Here is a 17,236-nt window from a genome sequence, read left to right on the forward strand (position 1 = left end):
TATCGCGCTCAGCCATCGCTGCGCTTCGCGCCCGTCTCGCCGGCACTATCCGCCTGCCTCTCGACCCACGCCGCCGTGTCTTCAAGGCTCTCTTCGAACATCTCGGAAACAGCCACGCCGAGGCCAAGCAGGGCCTCGATCGAAGCGCGATTGAGAGGCGGCTCAAGGCCGGCATTCGAACCAGCGCAATAGACGGTTTCGCGAATCAGGTTGGCGCGCGTGATGTTCATGATCTCGCGCATACCGCGGGTCACGAGGAAAGCGCGGTCGATCTCATGGAGAAACGGCTCTGCACGAACGAACGCGCCGCGGCCGGACGCTTCGATCGCCGCATCGGTGAAGATCGAAAAGCGGTCGTCGAGGAAGTTTTCAGAGATCATCGCGCCACCCCCGCGCTGGCGATCTCGGCGAGACGACGCAACGCTTCGCCGCAGGCGTCGAGCGCATCGAACACAGTCGGCGCCGTTGCAGCGTCGCGCAGCGCGGCGCGGATGATTTCAAGGGGGGATTCGGTTTGCTCGGGACGAGCGAGGGCTTGGCGCATGGTGCGGCCTCCAGAGACAGGTTGGGTAACCCGCCCCCGTCGCCAAACGGGGTGAGCGGGCACTGAGCGGGGTTGGCGAACCGGCGTCTCTGGATACCGGCAGACCCGAAGGTCTCCCCACCCAGGCCCGCCCATTGAAGGCATGCAAAGGCAGACGCAAATAGAAAAGCCGCGGGTCGAACGACGGCGCGGCTTACTTGCGCCAGAGAGCATGTCAGGTCGCCAAACCCGGCCGCTGCTGTTTCAACGGCAAGATGATGATGCCTGCGGCACGAGCACGCAGTCAAGCCCCCTACTTCATTTTGACGCGCGGCGCTTAGCCCGCCCACTGCGGTGCTCCGCCAAAAGCTTCTCGAACTCGGCCGCCGCCTGGCGAGCCGACAGCGGCAATTGGGGCACCGGAGTATGCGCCGCCACAGCTTGCCGGCGAGACGGTGACTCAGCGGAGGCCGGCCGGCTGGGGGGGGGAACCCGACGTCATCTCCTTCAATTTTTCCGGCCACACGCGCCACTGATTGCCGACCTGGAAGAAGCCCAGCTTTTCCTTATGGACGTAAACCGTGGTGTAGGAAACGCCGAGCAACTCGGCTACCTTGCGCAGACCGAGTGCAGGAGCAAGAGCCAGGAGCGCATCCTGGGCTTCGACCTGCTGTTCTGCTTCGGCCGCTGGCACCAGTTTTCCCTCGCGCAAGGTCCGGTTTTCAGCCTCAAGACGCCGATTCTCGGCCTCCAAAGCCTCATTATTTGCCTGGAGTTGGTTAATGGCGTCCGCGGCCCTGCAGTCGAGGGAATTCTCCCGGTTCGTGCTGCGAGTCATGCGTACGCGAAGGCGTCTAGCCAAGTCACCGAATTTTTCCACGCGTTCCCTCCGACCGGAAATGCCTAGCGTCGATCAGGCAATGCGGGGGCGGAGCTTGGGCCTCTCGATCTCGTTCGCCTTAGGCAATGGCGCCCCCAGACCCATCTTCTTCATCAAGAGTGCCTCAAATACCGACTGCATCATCACGATGGAGCCATCGGGACGACGCGCCGGCACGATGCCAAAGCTCTCTTTGCACCAGGCAATCTGGGCTGAGTAACGTCTCTTCCCAGTGATTTCTTGGAGCTTCTCGGGCGATAGGATTTCGATCGGCATTTCGTCTGTCCCACGCGAGGGGTTGTGAGGCATCAGGTATGAGGGCCGGTGCGTGGCGCCACCGTCCGGCGTAGGATCTCGATCTGAGGGCGACTGTGTCACTGGGTCTACTGGGCGATTTCAATCAATCGCCCGCGCCGGTCAAGCGTAAGTACCAAGAGACCAACGCCAGTCGCTCTCCCTCTATTCGGCGTGAGATTCCGCCCACGCGATTACTTCCTTCGAGCGCCAGAGCCCTCGGACACGCTCGGATGCGCCGCCTCCCGATGGAATACGAATACGACGCGGGAAGTCATCCTGCAAGATGATCGCCTCCCGCGTGTAATGCACGCTGCAGTGCAGGTATGCCGCCACTTCGGCGAGATCCCAAAGCGCGTGTGGCGACAGCCACGCAGCGATCCGTCGCGCCAGCGCCTCAATGTCGTTACGCTCGATCAGGTCAAGTGACCGCGGTGCCGCTTCGCGCGCCCCGTCAGTGACCGACAAGATGCGTTGCCCCGCGGCCGCTGGCGGCTCCTCCGTGGCGTGCGTCGCGTCCGCCTCCGATATGCCGCCGCGCACTCTGCCGGCCAACCACTCGTCAATGTCGCTCTCGACCCATGCAATTCTGCCGGGCACGAAGTGGAACGGTTTAGGAAAGGTGCCATCGGCCATCATGCGGTAAAGCGTTGACTGCCCCAGGCCAACCTTCGCGGCAACCTCCTTGATTCGAATCGCTTTCATTTGCCACTACCTCCGACGAACGTCCGCGCCGAGTTCAGTTGAGAGGCGTCGCCGCGGCGCCATCGACGCGCCTTCCCGCTGCGGTCGCGATTACTACGGCGGCAGCGCCCATCATGCCGACACTCTCGGCGGCGGCCAGCTCCACGTTGACGAGAGCGTGAGCGCGCCCGCAACACCGGCGCAGCCCGCGCGCGCGGGCGACGCGCCCAGCACGACAGCACTCGCCACGAGGCACCATGCAGCGATGAGCCAGGCGATCGGGCCCGAAGGTCGAGGCCACGAGGAAGGCAATGGGGATCGTGGCCGCCCAGCTCGCGTGGTCGATGGCGACGCCGGCCTTGCCCCGAACCAGTCGGGCAGCGCCCACGCGCGGCGGCGACAAGCACAATAAGCGCGCCGGCCAATGCTTAAGTGCAGGGACCGTCCGTCGTCAGCCGCCCTCTGCCCCGTTTTCGACACCTATGGCCTAGCTATGACCCAACTTCCGAAGCTCTACCGGATCAGCGAGGTGATGTCGCAGTTGGGAATCTCGCGCGCGACCGTGTACCGGATGGTCGCGGCTGGCAAGCTTCGACTCGTGAAGGTCGGCCAGGCGGGTAGCCGCATCTCCGCCGAGAGCGTCGAGGCTTTCACAGGCATCGGCCACGTTCGGTCGGAGACACGTTCGGGGGCTGCCCCCGTTCCAGATAGCGGTCGCCGCGGCACCTCAACATCAAAACCCGGCACTCCTCCGATGCGCAATCAGCCGGCGCCGCGCGCTCCAACCGAGGTGAACACGGTCTTCCTACTGCTAGCGCAATACGGCGCAACGTCGATCGTGCCGCTCGACGTGGTGTGCCGGGACTACTTCTCGCACCTTACGCCGGAAAAGCTGCTGCACAAGGTGGGCATCGGGGAAATCGCGCTGCCGGTCATTCGCATAGAGAGCTCGCAGAAAGCCGCGAAGGGCGTCCATGTCGTGGATCTGGCCGCCTATATCGATGCGCGCCGAGCCGAGGCACAGGAAGAATATGAACAACTGCGAGGCAAGCGATAGGCGAGCGGCCGCGCCCAGGACGACCCTCGCTCGAGGAGCAGGACGAAATCGACCGGAAGGAAGCCGTTCAGTTGATTGCCGAGCTTGGCACGGACGGCTTGACCTCGCATTTCGTCGCGTGGGCGCTAGGGCTGCCGGCGTCGGAAGACGATGAGCCGTTCGACTGGCGCAATTGGCCCCTTCGCAATTAGGTAGCGGACTGGATAGTAGTAGGTCAGGTCGATTCTGACGAAAGGGGCACCTGCTATCCCAGAAGAATCAAGGTGCCATGGCGCCGCTTCACTATTTCCAAGGGTGAAATGAAAGACGCACGAAGACGCGCGGGCGATCGGTCGTGCCATTTAGCCTGTCCACCTTTGCGGACAGACTTCCCTTCGCGGCCCACTTGCTCAAGCTCGCCCTAAGCGCACGGTTCACATATCCCAGCGGCTTTCCACGATGCAGGGCGAATACCGCATCTCGATCAACCGGATTCTCACGGTCGATCGCGAAATTAATTTCGTCGCCGTTCCGGATCCCCGACATATTCAGCCCATGGACATGTCGTACCCCGGCCAGTTCCATGATGAACTCAAAAGCCTCTGTCGTGCCCGAAAAATCGGGGACAAGAGCGAACCCGTCGCTCGGCAGAGCTGCTCCCGTGTAACCGAGAAGTGCAAGATCGGAATACGGAAACGGATTAGGTAACCGATGCTTTGCAAGAAAATCACCAAAGTCTTCGCGCTTCCTAGGGGGAAGACGTCGACTGAATGCCTCATGCACACCCTGACGGTGCTCTCGCGCAGAAGGGCGGAATGCCGGGTAGCCTTGGAAGCCGCATGCCTCGGCAGCTACGTAATCCGGCGTCCCGTGAAGGTATCGAAGCACCAATTCGTCGCCTTCCGCTACGATTTCGCCGACTATGCGCCGAGTGCGCGCATGTGGCTCTGCTTCGCCAGGCTGCCAAGTAAGCAACAGGCGGCTAGGTTCGCGGATGTCGTGTAGAAGGTTCATTGCGTCACTGTCCGAAGCAAGGCAAGTCGATGTGCTATCAAACGGAGCATGAAATGCGCGCGTCCTCGGATGAGAGGCACATCACCTGCCAGGGCAGTAAGGTCGTTCAGGAGGTCGGGTAGACATCCTTCAAGCAAGTCTAACCGTTCCACAATTGTCGTGTGCGTTTCTGGCCACTCAGCCAAGGCGTGTTCAACTAGTGCTATATGCGTCGAAGACATGCAACCGGCAGCGCGATCAAGTCCCATGTGATGGTGCCCCTTGGCCACATAGCTTGCGATCTCGCGATCGCCCCATGAGGCGATCCGCTCAATAAATCGCTCATGCCCGAGACTGGTTCCGTTGTCAAAAAGCGGGGCTAGTCTGCAAGTTCCCGATCCGTCAAAGATGAAGCCCCAGTTATCCTGATGTCGATCGGTATTTCCAATGACGGTGTCGAAAACGAACATGTCCGCCAGCCACTGCTTCCAATTCTCTTGGATTAGCTCAGCTTTGACAAAGGCACGCATCAGTACTTCGGAGCTTGCGAGGTTATGCTGAGTACCGCGTGTTCGATCAAAGTCTTTTATGAGCCGTTGCATGAAGTCGCCAGCATGTACAAACCGTTGCGGCGGGTCATAGAACCATTCAATGAGTGCCGCTGAATAGCCCGTACCGGAGTTGACTGCGGCGAATGCTGGGGGCACCCACAGGCCCATCGCGCATCCGACACGATAGGCCACGATTTCTCCCCAAAACTGATCCGGGTAGCTTTTCTTAGACCTCTTGAACAGATAGCGCTTCTTTGGGGTGATGCAGGGATCGGGTACTTCAGCCGGTGAAAATACCGCCTCTTTCGCCCGTGCGCCCTGCGGAAAAACGCCAAATTCAGCGTCCGCCTCCCAATGAACCACGTCAATGATTGTCTGCTGCCGTCGAGGCTCAATTGATTCGGTCATCGGCGCGATCAGTTGCGTTGGTCTGTTTTTGTCTGACGGGCAAGATGCAGATTCTCCGAGCCCGAAGTTTGGATTTGTCAGTCGAGATTGTACGATTACTGCCCACTTATAGAAGTGTCGAGCCAACTTTCAGGCGGTATCGTGAAGTGCGCAGCGGGGTTGGACTGGGGGTCGTTTTGGGGGTTTTCCGAGAAAGAAAGAGAGCAACTTCCTTATCTGGCAATGCTTTGCCGCCAATATTTCATTCCGGCCCGAGCACCAAAGAATATTCCAGCAAGTTCCGGCGAAGTACAAAAACCCGCGACAGCACAAGGCTTCGCGGGTTTTTTGTTGTTCTACTCCCAACTATCATCAGCACAACTCCCCCAAGCGGAAGTTTTCCGGGGGTGTCCTACGCGTTCATCTTGCGATAGCGCTTCCCGGCGCCGGCATGGTTAGAGAGATCCGGGAGCCGACAAAGCCGCCCACTGACAATCCTCGACAGGGACAATAGATGACCACGCAAAAAAACTGCCTCAGACCGATCTGATCGAACCTCATCCGAAAAAGCGCCCAGGCCGTATGGCCCGAGCGAAGCCATCGGATAACCGACGGCGGGAGGTATTCGAGGTATCGCGTGGCGCACTACGCGCTCATCCCTGAGCGCGCATGTTCACGCTTAACGGCAGGCTGGTCTGGTAGCGGCTCAGGCGGCCTGCTGGACAAAGTACTGCTTAATGGTGGTTGTACACAGGAACCGAGTACGACGAAACCCGGCCGTCACGCGCTTGCCCGGCATCCGACGAGCCGCTTGCGGCACCACCATAACCACCTTGGCCACCATTTGCAGCGACTTGCTGCGCAGCCACCTTCGCTTCGGCGGCCTGGATTGCGTCCGGGTAGTGCGCTTGATCGCCATCACCAACGTGATAACCGGCCTTCTCAAGCTGGACGAGTTCGGCGCGCACCTGGGCGCGGGTCACCGGGCCGTCCGATTGTGCGAACGAGGCAACCGGAACAACAAGGGCGACGGCAACTGCAACGGCCTGGATCAGGGACTTCATGATTACTACCTCCATCAACTTTTGTGAGCGGTGCGACAACGTGTCTGCATCCGATGAACAAAGTCTAGGAGCATTAAGGTTCAGGGTTAACCCCTAGTATTCGAAGGCATTATTCCAGCCAGCAGCAGAATGCAGCCCATCCCCCATAAACGCCCACCCGACAAGGCAAAGCGGCTAATACCGCGCAGCCGGCCGGCGGCACGGGCATCGGAGCATCGGCCCACGACGCCATTCCTAATGACGTGGCCGGCTGTGCGCCGTCCTTACCCGCAACCAAAACTTCGCGGGTTTTCTGCCGCGCGGCCCCGGCCCGCCGCGGGGTTGGACGAATATCAAGCAATCTGCGAAAGCGGCGCGCCTCGCAGCGCCCCGGTGCCGCCGTTATCGACTTTTTGCGATAATTATTGAACAGCAAACGCAAACGGGAAGCGCACGATGGACCGCATTTTCATGACACGGGAGGAGGCCATCCGTGTTCTCCTCGAGGCTCACGAGTCCCTCTCCGGACACGCCGTCGCGACGTTGATCAAATCGGGCGCCAACCAGTCAGCCAAGCTCGAAGCGCTGGAGCGGCTGCTGCTCGACGTACGTGCGGGCCGCGTCGATGAATTTCGCGCCAATCCCGACGACAGCACCCGAATCGCCATCACCGACTGACCCCGGTACGCCCTACCTCGGCAAGCAGCGCCAACCCGCGACAGCACGACGCTTCGCGGGTTTATGTTTTTTTCAGCGCAAATTCGTCTGCGCGAGTTCAACCACTTCGTCCCCGCGCCCGCTCAGCACCGCACGCAGCATGTAGAGGCTGAACCCTTTCGCCTGCGCCCATTGCAGCTTCGGCGGCATGGCCAGTTCATGCCTCGTCGTCACCACGTCCACGAGCGCGGGCCCCGCGTGCCAGAACGCCGCGCGAAGCGCATCGTCGAGCGCTTCGGACGTCTCCACGCGCACGCTGAAAAGCCCAGCTCCTTTTGCGATATCCGCAAAGTTGGTGGCCACGAGATCAGTGCCCGTCTCGACGTAACCGCCCGCTTTCATCTCCATCGCGACGAAGCCAAGCGAGCCATTATTCAGGACGACGATCTTGATCGGCAGATCGAGCTGGCGCGCCGTCAGTATGTCGCCGAGCAGCATCGACAGGCCCCCATCGCCGGACAGCGAGATCACCTGGCGCCCTGCATGCGCAGCCTGCGCGCCGAGCGCCTGCGGCATGGCATTGGCCATCGAGCCGTGGTTGAACGAGCCGTGCAGGCGGCGCCGACCGTTCATCGTCAGGTAGCGCGCGGCCCAGAGCGTGGGCGTACCGACGTCGACGGTGAAGATCGCATCGTCTTCGGCAAGCGCGTCGATACGCGAGACCACATACTGCGGATGCAGCGGCTTGCCCGCGGCCGCCGGCCGCGCGAGGTCGTCGAGCCCCTTGCGCGCATTCGCATAGTGCTCGCGCGCGTGCTCGACGAAGCGCCGGTCGGTCTTGCGCGTGAGCTTGGGCGCGAGCGCACGCAGCGTTTCGCGCACGTCGCCAATGAGGCCGAGCGCAAGCGGCGCGCGCTTGCCGAGCGCGGCCGCGTCGCGGTCGATCTGCACGATGTTCGCGTGCGGCGGATAGAAGTTGCGATACGGGAAATCGGTGCCGAGCATGACGAGCGTGTCGCAAGACATCATCGCGTGATAGCCCGAGCTGAAGCCGATCAGCCCCGTCATGCCGACGTCGTACGGGTTATCCCATTCGACGTACTGCTTGCCGCGCAGCGCGTGCACGGTCGGCGCGCCGAGCGCGTCGGCGAATGCCACCACTTCGTCGTGCGCGCCCTTGCAGCCGCTGCCGCACAGCAACGTAACCGCTTCGGAGCGGTTCAGCAGCACGGCAAGCCGGTCGATGTCCGCCAACGATGGCAAGGTCGCGGGCCGCGCCGCCTGGGCCCAGGCCGGTTCCTCGTCGGGCGCTTCGAGCAACGCGACGTCCCCGGGCAGCACGATGACCGCGACGCCCCTCTGGTCGATCGCCGTGCGCAGGGCGGTATCGAGCACGCGTGGAAATTGCGCGGCATTCGTCACCAGTTCGACGTAGTGGCTGCACTCGCGAAAGAGTTCGGTCGGATGCGTCTCCTGGAAATAGCCGAGACCGATTTCCGTCGACGGAATGTGGGCCGCGATCGCGAGCACCGGCGAGCGGTTGCGATGGCAATCGTAGAGACCGTTGATGAGGTGCAGGTTGCCTGGGCCGCAACTGCCGGCACACACGGCGAGCCGTCCGGTTGCCGCAGCCTCCGCGCCCGCCGCGAAGGCCGCGACTTCCTCGTGCCGCGTGTGCATCCAGCGGATCGTGCCGAGCTTGCGCAGGCTCGCCGACAAGCCGTTCAGGCTGTCGCCGGTCACGCCCCAGATGCGCTCGATACCCACCGCCTCAAGCGTTTTCGCCAGATGATCCGCAATCGTCTTCGCCATGGTGTTCTCCAGGAGAGCCGTACGGCGCAGCGCGCGCCGAGGCCCGGCACTGCGCGAGAAGAAAACGGGGGTGGATCGCAGGCGTGCAAGCCCGCCGGATCGACCAGACCGGCCGATAATCCTGCGCTACGTTACGCCATCCTCCCCAAACGCGTAGTCCAGCCGCGCGTGACGGATCGGCAAAGCGGGCGCCGCCAGCTCGCGCGGCTACAATACCCCGCTCCACGCCGTTGGCCGTCCGTCATGAATCTCGAAAGCATTCTCTTTACGCAGGGCTTCGGCTCGCGCCGCCAGTGTCGCACGCTCATCGCCGACGCCCGCGTCGCCGTCGCGGGCGAGCCGTGCACCGACCCGCTCGCGACGTTCGATACGGCGGGCCTCGTCTTCAGCGTGGACGGCACGCCATGGCCGTTTCACGAGCACGCCTACATCGCGCTGAACAAGCCCGCCGGCTACGAGTGCTCGCGCGATCCGCAGCATCATCTGAGCGTTTTCCACCTGCTGCCGCCCCAGTTCGCCGGACGCAACGTGCAATGCGTCGGCCGGCTCGATCAGGATACGACAGGCCTCCTGCTGCTCTCCGACGATGGCCAGTTCGTTCACGCCTTCACGTCGCCGAAACGCAAGGTGCCGAAAGTCTACGTGGCGGGGACACGCCATCCGCTCGACGAGACGCAGCTAAAGGCCCTGCGCGAGGGCGTTCTGCTACATGGCGAGCACGAGCCGAGCGCCGCCGTCGCGGCGCGCGCGCGCGGGGAACGCGAACTCGAACTGACTGTGCTCGAAGGCAAGTATCACCAGGTCAAACGGATGGTCGCGGCGGCCGGCAACCGTGTCGAGACGCTGCACCGGGAGCGCATCGGCGGCTTCGCGCTGCCCGCCGGTCTTGCCCCGGGAGCCTGGCAGTGGCTCGATGCCGCCGCGCTCGACGCGCTGCGCAACAAGGGGTAAACCACCAGCCGCGCCGCGCGCGCGCCCTGCGCGCGTTCGCCAACCGGACCGCGCCGCCTGCCCCAAGCCGGCCCGCGGTTACGCCGCGCTGCAGCATGTCCTCGCTGATGTTCCGCCCTATACTCGTTCCAAGAACGATTACAAGCTGCAAGGAGGGGCATCATGATCGTCAACGGCACATTCGAAATTTCATTCGTGTTGATGGCATTCGTGGCGCTTGGAGCGGTTCTGATTGGCGGACTGCTCGCGTCGATGCATATGCGGCATCGATACCATCCGAACCTGATCGGAGCGCTCATCGGAGCGTTGCTCTGCTTCCTCCTGCTCGAAGCGCTGCCGGCCATCACGTGAACGGCACGCTTTGCGCCGCGCCGCCCACCCGAAGTCACGGGTGCGGCGGCAGCGTGCGCAGGAACGCATCCACATCGGGATAACGCAAACGCACGCGCAATTCGCGCTTGAGCCGCGTATTGGCGAGCCGGCGCGACTCCCGCATGAACGAGAGCAGGACCGGTTCGAGTTCGCGCTCGGCCTCGGCGCGGCTCACGCGCGGCGCGCGCGGGAGGCCGAAGGCATCGGCTACGCGGTCGAAATACTCGCCCATCTTCAGTTCGCTGTCGTCCGAGGCATGAACCGTGCGCGCGGGCCGGCCGTGCGTCGCGAGGCGCAGAAGGACGGCCGCGAGGTCGTCCGCGTGGATGTGGCTCGTGTAGACGTCGTCGGGCGCGACGAGCGCCGGCGTGCGCTTTTCGAGCCGCGCGAGCGGCAAGCGGTTCGCCGCGTAGATACCCGGAATACGCGCGATGGTGGCGCTCAGCGCGCCGCGCGCGGTCGCGCGCCGCAGTTGCTGCTCGGCCGATACGCGGCGTATCGCGCGGGCGTTGGCGGGCTGTACCACGCGGGTTTCGTCGATTCGCGCCCCGCCGCAATCGCCATATACGCCGGTCGTACTCGCGTAGACGAGCGTCGGGCGCTTGCGCCGGGCGCCACGGGGCCGCCTGGTTCGCTCGGGTACAATAGCGGGCGGTCCCAAAGCTGCAGCGTGGCCAGAAGCGGCGCGACGAGCGAAACTCGAAACCCCCGCCGGCGCAGGGCGCGCAACGGCGCGCCGGCGTGCTGTGAGCGCAGCGATCAGGCGGCGCGTGCGCATGTCGTCATCGCCGGATTTTTGGGGCGGCGCGAGGTGCAGCACGACGCTCGCGAGGCCTGCGAGCCGCACGAGGCTCGCACGCGCATCGAGGTCGCCGCGCAACGGCACCGCGCCCCCGGCCCGCAACGCCTCGACGCGCTCGGGTCTGCGCGTGAGCGCGAAAACGCGCGCGCGGTCCGGCCGCCCGCGCAACCGGGCGACGCAGCGCAGGCCGACGTCGCCGCAACCGACAATCAGGATGCGCGCACGGCGCAAGGTTCGTGTGGCAATCATGGTGGACCTATTTTAGCGGCTGGGGCCTCGCGGCGACGGCCGGCAAGGAAACGCGGGAACCGACCGGAAACTGCCTGGAAACTCTGCCCGGAAGCGACCCGCGACCGGATTCAACCCTCGGATACAGACTTACGCTTCCCTGAATATGGCTTTCAACGTAACGCTCAAGCAAAGCGGCCGGCAATTCCAGGTCGAGCCCGATGAACCCATTCTCAACGCGGCCTTGCGTCAGGGCATCGGCCTGCCGTACGGCTGCAAGAACGGCGCATGCGGCTCGTGCAAGGGCACGGTCTGCAGCGGCGAGGTCGAGCAGCGCGCTCACGCGGTCTCGGCGCTCTCGAATGACGAAAAGACGCGCGGCATGGCCCTCTTCTGCTGCGCGACGGCGCAAAGCGATCTCGAAATCGACATCCGCGAAGTGGCGGGCGTGGGCGACGTGCAGGTGCGCAAGCTGCCTACCCGCGTCGCCGCCATCGAGCGCAAGGCCGACGACGTGATCGTCCTCAAGCTGCAACTGCCCGCCAACGAGCGCCTGCAGTACCTCGCCGGCCAGTACCTCGAATTCATCCTCAAGGACGGCACGCGACGCAGCTACTCCATGGCCACCGCGCCGCACGAAGAAGGGCCGCTCGAGCTGCACATCCGCCATATGCCGGGCGGCAAGTTCACCGACCACGTCTTCACGCAGATGAAGGAGCGCGACATCCTGCGCTTCGAAGCGCCGCTCGGCACTTTCTTCCTGCGCGAGGAATCGGACAAGCCCATCGTGCTGCTCGCCTCGGGAACCGGCTTCGCACCGATCAAGGCAATCGTCGAGCACGCGGTCCACAAGAACCTGAACCGCCCGATGGCGCTCTACTGGGGCGCGCGACAAAAGAAGGACCTGTACCTGATGGATCTCGCGGAGCAATGGGCGAAGGACATCCCCAACTTCCGCTTCGTGCCGGTGCTCTCCGAGCCCGCCGCCGGCGACAACTGGACGGGCCGCACGGGCTTCGTGCACCGTGCCGTGATCGAGGATCTGCCCGATCTTTCGGGCTACCAGGTCTACGCGTGCGGCGCGCCGGTGATGGTCGAATCGGCGCAGCGCGATTTCACGCAGCACCACGGCCTGCCCGAAAACGAGTTCTACGCGGACTCGTTCACGAGCGCCGCGGACCTCGCGAACGCGGTCTAAAGGGGAACACGAGCCGGTCGTTGCGCGTGCAATGCACGCGAACGCGGGCAGCCGTCACGAAAAATTCTTCGGCTGCCCGCACATTGGCGGTTTACATCGCCGTTCGGCTTGTCGTATTCTTGCGCCCATGAACTGCATCCCGCCCGCCCTTCGACGTCGCCGCTCGCCCCATCTCTAGGGCCTGGCTAGTCGCGGACGCGCGTTGCACATGTCAACGCACAGCAAGTTCGAATCACGAAAGCCACGGCCAGTCCGTGGCTTTTTGTTTTTCCGCCGTATCTTTTCAACCTTTTTTGCAGCCCAAACGCGGAGCCTGTCGCCATGAATTTTTCCGAATACCCGATCGAGTCGCTGATGTACATCACCAACCGGCCCGAAATCGTTTTCACGCATGGCAAGGGGTCGTGGCTCTACGACAACGAAGGCAAGCGCTATCTTGACTTCATCCAGGGCTGGGCCGTCAACAGCCTCGGGCACTGCAACGAAGGCATGATCGAGGCGCTGGAGAAACAGGCGCGCCTGCTCATCAACCCGTCGCCGGCCTTCTACAACGAGCCGATGGCGAAGCTCGCGGGCCTGCTCACCGAGCATAGCTGCTTCGACAAGGTGTTCTTCGCCAACAGCGGCGCCGAGGCAAACGAAGGCGCGATCAAGCTCGCGCGCAAGTGGGGCAGGAAGCATCGCGACGGCGCCTACGAAATCATCACGTTCGACCACAGCTTCCACGGCCGCACGATCGCGACGATGTCGGCGAGCGGCAAGGCCGGCTGGGACACGCTCTACGCGCCGCAGGTGCCGGGCTTCCCGAAGGCCGACCTCAACGACATCGCCTCGGTCGAAAAGCTCATCAACGCGAAAACCGCCGCCGTGATGCTCGAACCGATCCAGGGCGAAGGCGGCGTGATCCCCGCCACGCGCGAATTCATGCAGCAACTGCGCGCGCTCACGCACAAGCACGGCATCCTGCTCATCGTCGACGAAGTGCAGAGCGGCTGCGGCCGTGCCGGCACCCTCTTCGCCTACGAACTGTCGGGCGTCGAACCGGACATCATGACGCTCGGCAAGGGCATCGGCGGCGGCGTGCCGCTCGCGGCGCTGCTCGCGAAGAAGGAAGTCGCCGTGTTCGAGGCCGGCGACCAGGGCGGCACGTACAACGGCAACCCGCTGATGACGGCGGTCGGCTATTCGGTGATCTCGCAACTGGTCGCGCCCGGCTTCCTCGAAGGCGTGCGCGCGCGCGGCCAGTACCTGCGCGAGAAGCTGCTCGAACTGTCGGCCGAGCGCGGCTTCGAGGGCGAGCGCGGCGAGGGCCTGCTGCGCGCGCTGCTGCTCGGCAAGGACATCGGTCCGCAGATCGTCGAGAAGGCGCGCCTCATGCAGCCGGATGGCCTGCTGCTCAACGCCGCGCGCCCGAATCTGTTGCGCTTCATGCCGGCCCTCAACGTGACGACCCAGGAGATCGACCAGATGATGGCGATGCTGCGCACGATTCTCGACTCGCTGTAACCGGGCGGAGCACGAGCGATGTCCGTCACGATCCGCGCGTTCAGCGAAACCGATACCGAAGCGGTGCTCGCGCTCTGGCTGCAGGCGTTTCCCGAATACAACGACGCGAGCCGGCCGCACCGTAATCCGCGTCTGTCGATCGCGAACAAGCTCGGCGTGCAGCCGGAGCTGTTCTTCGTCGCGGTTCTTGACGGCGGCGATGGTGACGGTGCGCTCGTCGGCACGGCGATGGCGGGCTACGACGGACATCGCGGCTGGCTCTATTCCGTCGCGATCGCGCCCGAAGCGCGGCGCCGCGGCGTCGGCACGCGGCTCGTGCGTCATGCGGAATGCGCGCTTGCCGCGATGGGATGCCTGAAGCTCAACCTTCAAGTGCTCGACGACAAGCCGGAGGTGCTCGCGTTCTACGACCGGCTCGGCTATCGCGCGGATGCCGTGGTGAGTCTCGGCAAGCGGCTCGCCGCGCAGGAGTCCGAAACGGTCGACTGAACTGCGCCCCTCGTGCCATAAAAAAAAAGCCGCATGGGCTCGAAACCCGTGCGGCTTTTGCTTTCATGCGGCCCGTGAGGACCGCATGACAACGCCTTACTCGCCGAGATACGCCGCGCGCACCTTCGGATCGTCGAGCATCTGCTTGGCCTCGCCTTCCATCGTCACGAGGCCCGAGTCCATCACGTAGCCGCGGTTCGCCGCCTGCAGCGCGAGACGCGCGTTCTGCTCCACGAGCAGCACCGTGATGCCTTCCGACGAGATCGTGCGCACCACTTCGAAGATCTTCTCGACCATGATCGGCGAGAGGCCCATCGAAGGCTCGTCGAGCAGGAGAAGCTTCGGCTTGCTGATGATGGCGCGCGCCATGGCCAGCATCTGCTGCTCGCCGCCCGAGAGCGTGCCCGCGAGCTGCGTGGCGCGCTCCTTCAGGCGCGGGAAGAAGCCGAACATGCGCTCGACGTCCTTCTGGATGCCGTCCTTGTCGTTGCGCAGGTACGCGCCCATCTGCATGTTCTCGAGGATCGACATGCGCGCGAAGATGCCGCGCCCTTCCGGCACCATCGCGAGGCCGCGCTTGAGCAGCTCGAACGCCGGCACGCCCTTGATCGACTGGCCACGGTATTCGATGTCGCCCGCCGAATAGGGCTTCAGGCCCGTGATCGCCTTCATGGTCGTGGTCTTGCCCGCGCCGTTCGCGCCGATCAGCGTGACGAGCTCGCCCTCGCGGACTTCCATGTCCACGCCCTTGACCGCCTGAATGCCGCCGTAGTTGACCTGCAGACCCTTGATTTTCAGAACTGGCGTAGACATCAGTGAACCCCCGCACCCAGATAAGCCTCGATCACCTTCGGGTCCTTCTGCACGTCTTGCGGCAGACCCTCGGCGATCACCTTGCCATAGTCGAGCACTGTCATCCGGTTGCACAGGCCCATCACCAGTTTCACGTCGTGCTCGATCAGCAGGATAGTCTTGCCATCGGCGCGGATCTTGTCGAGCAGGCGCGTGAGTTCGACCTTCTCGGTCGCGTTCATGCCGGCCGCGGGCTCGTCGAGCGCCAGCAGCTTCGGATCGGTCGCGAGCGCACGCGCGATTTCCAGACGGCGCTGGTGACCGTACGAGAGATTGCGCGACGTGTAGTCCGCGTACTGCGCGATGCCCACGTATTCGAGCAGTTCGATCGCGCGCTCCTTGATCTCGCGCTCTTCCTTGCGCTCCGACGGCGTTTGCAGCACCGCGCCGATCAGGCCGTGCTTCGTGCGCACGTGGCGGCCAACCATCACGTTTTCGAGCGCCGTCATGCCGCCGAACAGGCGAATGTTCTGGAACGTGCGCGCAATGCCCGCCTTCGCCACCTGATAGACGGCTTCGGGCTTGTACTCGACGCCGTCGAGCTTGAATTCGCCCGAATCGGGCGTGTAGAGACCCGTAATCACGTTGAAGAACGTGGTCTTGCCGGCGCCGTTCGGGCCGATCAGGCCGTAGATCGTGCCTTCCTCGATCTGGAGGCCGACGTCCGAGAGCGCCTGCAGGCCGCCGAAGCGCTTGTTCACGCCCTTCACGGACAGTCGGATAGGTTTGTTGCTCATATATAGTTCTCCGTGTCGACCGGAGTCCGCGCTTCAGCGCGGACTCCGGTCCCATGCAGGGCTGCCCTTATGCGCGAATCGGCTTTTTGCCGGCGCGCCTGGCGATCTTCGCGATCTTGTCTTCGTGCTTCGCCGCGGGCCACAGGCCTTCCGAGCGGTACAGCATGATGACGACCATGGCGAGGCCGTAGAGCAACTGGCGAATGACTTCCGTATCGACGATTTCATGGCCGAACAGCGCGTGCTGGAGCGGGCCCATGGTCGAGCGCAGGAACTCGGGGAAAATGGCGAGCAGCACGGCGCCGAGAATCACGCCCGGAATGTGGCCCATGCCGCCCAGCACCACGCAGGCAAGCACGACGACCGATTCCCAGAACGTGAACGATTCCGGCGACACGAAGCCCTGGAACGCGCCGAACATCGCGCCCGAAAGACCGCCGAACGACGCGCCCATCGCGAACGCGAGCAGCTTGACGTTACGGGTGTTGATGCCCATGGCCTTGGCGGCGATTTCGTCTTCGCGGATGGCGGCCCACGCGCGGCCGATGCGCGAGTGCTGCAGACGCGTACACACCCAGATCACGAGCAGCGCGCAGATCACGAACACGTAGTAGTACATGTAGACCGACGTGAACGTGAAGCCGAGCACCTCGTGCGGCTGCGCGAGGTTGAAGCCGAAGACCTGCAGCGGCGCGACGCCGGTAATCCCCTGCGGCCCGTTGGTGATGTTCACCGGGCGGTCGAGGTTGTTCATGAAGATACGAACGATTTCCCCGAAGCCCAGCGTCACGATCGCGAGGTAGTCGCCGCGCAGGCGCAGCGTCGGCGCGCCGAGCAGGATACCCGCAACCGCCGCGAGCGCCATGGCGCACGGCACCACGATCCAGTACGGCGTGTGCAGGCCGCCCGGAAACAAGCTGGCGATCCACGCGAACTGCGTGGTGAGGTGCGGCGAGGTCAAAAGCGCGGCCGTATAGGCGCCCACCGCGTAGAACGCGATATAGCCCAGGTCCAGCAGGCCGGCGAAGCCCACGACCACGTTCAGGCCCAGCGCGAGCATCACGTAGAGCATCGCGAAGTCGAGCACGCGCACCCAGTAGTTGCCGCCCGCGGCGCCTACCACGAAGGGCAGCGCGGCCACGACGACGGCCGTCACGATGCCCACGGCGAGCGTCTTCGTCGTGTTCTTTTCGGGAATGAGCGTCGTGGACGGCTCGATCGGTTGAATTGAAGTCATGTTG

20 protein-coding genes are annotated in these 17,236 nt (G+C 63.8%); 7 read left to right on the top strand and 13 right to left on the bottom strand.

Features of this window, described 5'->3' with window-relative positions; translation table 11 throughout:
• Positions 1–8 precede the first annotated feature (8 nt).
• From BLU17_RS07800 to BLU17_RS34380, 5 genes are all read right to left on the bottom strand, one after another.
• A complete protein-coding gene (locus tag BLU17_RS07800) occupies positions 9–380 on the bottom strand; it encodes a hypothetical protein (RefSeq protein ID WP_091996156.1) in 372 nt (123 codons plus the stop codon).
• Positions 377–544 carry a hypothetical protein gene (locus BLU17_RS33050; protein WP_176928966.1) on the bottom strand — a complete coding sequence of 56 codons (168 nt, stop codon included), beginning with the start codon at positions 542–544 and terminating at the stop codon, positions 377–379. The genes BLU17_RS07800 and BLU17_RS33050 overlap by 4 nt, the downstream gene beginning before the upstream one ends.
• 439 nt (positions 545–983) lie before the next feature.
• On the bottom strand, positions 984–1,361 hold the full coding sequence (locus tag BLU17_RS07810) for a helix-turn-helix domain-containing protein (protein ID WP_091996157.1): 378 nt from the start codon (positions 1,359–1,361) through the stop codon (positions 984–986).
• Between the two features lie 75 nt (positions 1,362–1,436).
• Positions 1,437–1,679: a DUF4224 domain-containing protein gene (locus BLU17_RS07815; protein ID WP_176928967.1), complete on the bottom strand. Its 243-nt coding sequence runs from the start codon at positions 1,677–1,679 to the stop codon at positions 1,437–1,439.
• A 183-nt stretch (positions 1,680–1,862) separates the two neighbouring features.
• The gene (locus BLU17_RS34380; protein ID WP_091996159.1) at positions 1,863–2,402 is read right to left on the bottom strand and encodes a helix-turn-helix transcriptional regulator; all 540 of its coding nucleotides are present in this window, start codon (positions 2,400–2,402) and stop codon (positions 1,863–1,865) included.
• A 472-nt stretch (positions 2,403–2,874) separates the two neighbouring features.
• On the opposite strand from BLU17_RS34380, the gene BLU17_RS34515 reads away from it, so the two are divergent.
• On the top strand, positions 2,875–3,438 hold the full coding sequence (locus BLU17_RS34515; RefSeq protein WP_176928969.1) for a pyocin activator PrtN family protein: 564 nt from the start codon (positions 2,875–2,877) through the stop codon (positions 3,436–3,438).
• Positions 3,439–3,720: 282 nt separating this feature from the next.
• Here BLU17_RS34515 and BLU17_RS32235 read toward each other — a convergent pair whose 3' ends face one another.
• The 3 genes from BLU17_RS32235 to BLU17_RS07850 form a co-directional block, all read right to left on the bottom strand.
• Complete coding sequence (locus tag BLU17_RS32235) at positions 3,721–4,431, bottom strand: hypothetical protein (RefSeq protein ID WP_143189194.1); 711 nt, start codon at positions 4,429–4,431, stop codon at positions 3,721–3,723.
• Entirely contained in the window at positions 4,428–5,369 is a 942-nt protein-coding gene (locus BLU17_RS07845; protein WP_091996164.1) for a HipA domain-containing protein, read from the bottom strand. The genes BLU17_RS32235 and BLU17_RS07845 overlap by 4 nt, the downstream gene beginning before the upstream one ends.
• Positions 5,370–6,082: 713 nt before the next feature.
• Positions 6,083–6,412: a DUF4148 domain-containing protein gene (locus BLU17_RS07850; RefSeq protein WP_091996165.1), complete on the bottom strand. Its 330-nt coding sequence runs from the start codon at positions 6,410–6,412 to the stop codon at positions 6,083–6,085.
• A gap of 435 nt (positions 6,413–6,847) precedes the next feature.
• On the opposite strand from BLU17_RS07850, the gene BLU17_RS07855 reads away from it, so the two are divergent.
• Positions 6,848–7,069 carry a hypothetical protein gene (locus BLU17_RS07855; protein WP_091996166.1) on the top strand — a complete coding sequence of 74 codons (222 nt, stop codon included), beginning with the start codon at positions 6,848–6,850 and terminating at the stop codon, positions 7,067–7,069.
• A gap of 72 nt (positions 7,070–7,141) precedes the next feature.
• Here BLU17_RS07855 and poxB read toward each other — a convergent pair whose 3' ends face one another.
• Entirely contained in the window at positions 7,142–8,860 is a 1,719-nt protein-coding gene (poxB, locus tag BLU17_RS07860) for a ubiquinone-dependent pyruvate dehydrogenase (RefSeq protein WP_091996167.1), read from the bottom strand.
• A 243-nt stretch (positions 8,861–9,103) separates the two neighbouring features.
• Between poxB and BLU17_RS07865 the strand changes: the two genes are divergently transcribed.
• Positions 9,104–9,811: a pseudouridine synthase gene (locus BLU17_RS07865; RefSeq protein WP_091996168.1), complete on the top strand. Its 708-nt coding sequence runs from the start codon at positions 9,104–9,106 to the stop codon at positions 9,809–9,811.
• Positions 9,812–9,973: 162 nt separating this feature from the next.
• A complete protein-coding gene (locus BLU17_RS07870) occupies positions 9,974–10,162 on the top strand; it encodes a hypothetical protein (protein WP_091996169.1) in 189 nt (62 codons plus the stop codon).
• 34 nt (positions 10,163–10,196) lie between these two features.
• On the opposite strand, the gene BLU17_RS07875 is transcribed toward BLU17_RS07870, so the two are convergent.
• The gene (locus BLU17_RS07875; RefSeq protein ID WP_091996170.1) at positions 10,197–11,234 is read right to left on the bottom strand and encodes an NAD-dependent epimerase/dehydratase family protein; all 1,038 of its coding nucleotides are present in this window, start codon (positions 11,232–11,234) and stop codon (positions 10,197–10,199) included.
• 145 nt (positions 11,235–11,379) lie between these two features.
• Here BLU17_RS07875 and BLU17_RS07880 point away from each other — a divergent pair, with 145 nt between their 5' ends.
• The 3 genes from BLU17_RS07880 to BLU17_RS07890 all read left to right on the top strand — a co-directional run bounded on the left by BLU17_RS07880 (position 11,380) and on the right by BLU17_RS07890 (position 14,406).
• Positions 11,380–12,411 carry a CDP-6-deoxy-delta-3,4-glucoseen reductase gene (locus tag BLU17_RS07880; RefSeq protein ID WP_091996171.1) on the top strand — a complete coding sequence of 344 codons (1,032 nt, stop codon included), beginning with the start codon at positions 11,380–11,382 and terminating at the stop codon, positions 12,409–12,411.
• Between the two features lie 321 nt (positions 12,412–12,732).
• Positions 12,733–13,917 carry an acetylornithine transaminase gene (locus BLU17_RS07885; RefSeq protein ID WP_091996172.1) on the top strand — a complete coding sequence of 395 codons (1,185 nt, stop codon included), beginning with the start codon at positions 12,733–12,735 and terminating at the stop codon, positions 13,915–13,917.
• Between the two features lie 18 nt (positions 13,918–13,935).
• On the top strand, positions 13,936–14,406 hold the full coding sequence (locus tag BLU17_RS07890) for a GNAT family acetyltransferase (protein ID WP_091996173.1): 471 nt from the start codon (positions 13,936–13,938) through the stop codon (positions 14,404–14,406).
• A 96-nt stretch (positions 14,407–14,502) separates the two neighbouring features.
• Here BLU17_RS07890 and BLU17_RS07895 read toward each other — a convergent pair whose 3' ends face one another.
• The 3 genes from BLU17_RS07895 to BLU17_RS07905 all read right to left on the bottom strand — a co-directional run bounded on the left by BLU17_RS07895 (position 14,503) and on the right by BLU17_RS07905 (position 17,232).
• On the bottom strand, positions 14,503–15,219 hold the full coding sequence (locus BLU17_RS07895) for an ABC transporter ATP-binding protein (protein WP_091996174.1): 717 nt from the start codon (positions 15,217–15,219) through the stop codon (positions 14,503–14,505).
• Positions 15,219–15,995: an ABC transporter ATP-binding protein gene (locus BLU17_RS07900; protein WP_091996175.1), complete on the bottom strand. Its 777-nt coding sequence runs from the start codon at positions 15,993–15,995 to the stop codon at positions 15,219–15,221. Before BLU17_RS07900 ends, BLU17_RS07895 begins: the two co-directional genes overlap by 1 nt.
• 67 nt (positions 15,996–16,062) lie before the next feature.
• On the bottom strand, positions 16,063–17,232 hold the full coding sequence (locus BLU17_RS07905; RefSeq protein WP_091996176.1) for an ABC transporter permease subunit: 1,170 nt from the start codon (positions 17,230–17,232) through the stop codon (positions 16,063–16,065).
• Positions 17,233–17,236: the final 4 nt, after the last annotated feature.

Origin of the sequence: Paraburkholderia lycopersici (assembly GCF_900096975.1) — a bacterium.
In the GTDB taxonomy this organism is placed as follows: Bacteria; Pseudomonadota; Gammaproteobacteria; order Burkholderiales; family Burkholderiaceae; genus Paraburkholderia; species Paraburkholderia lycopersici.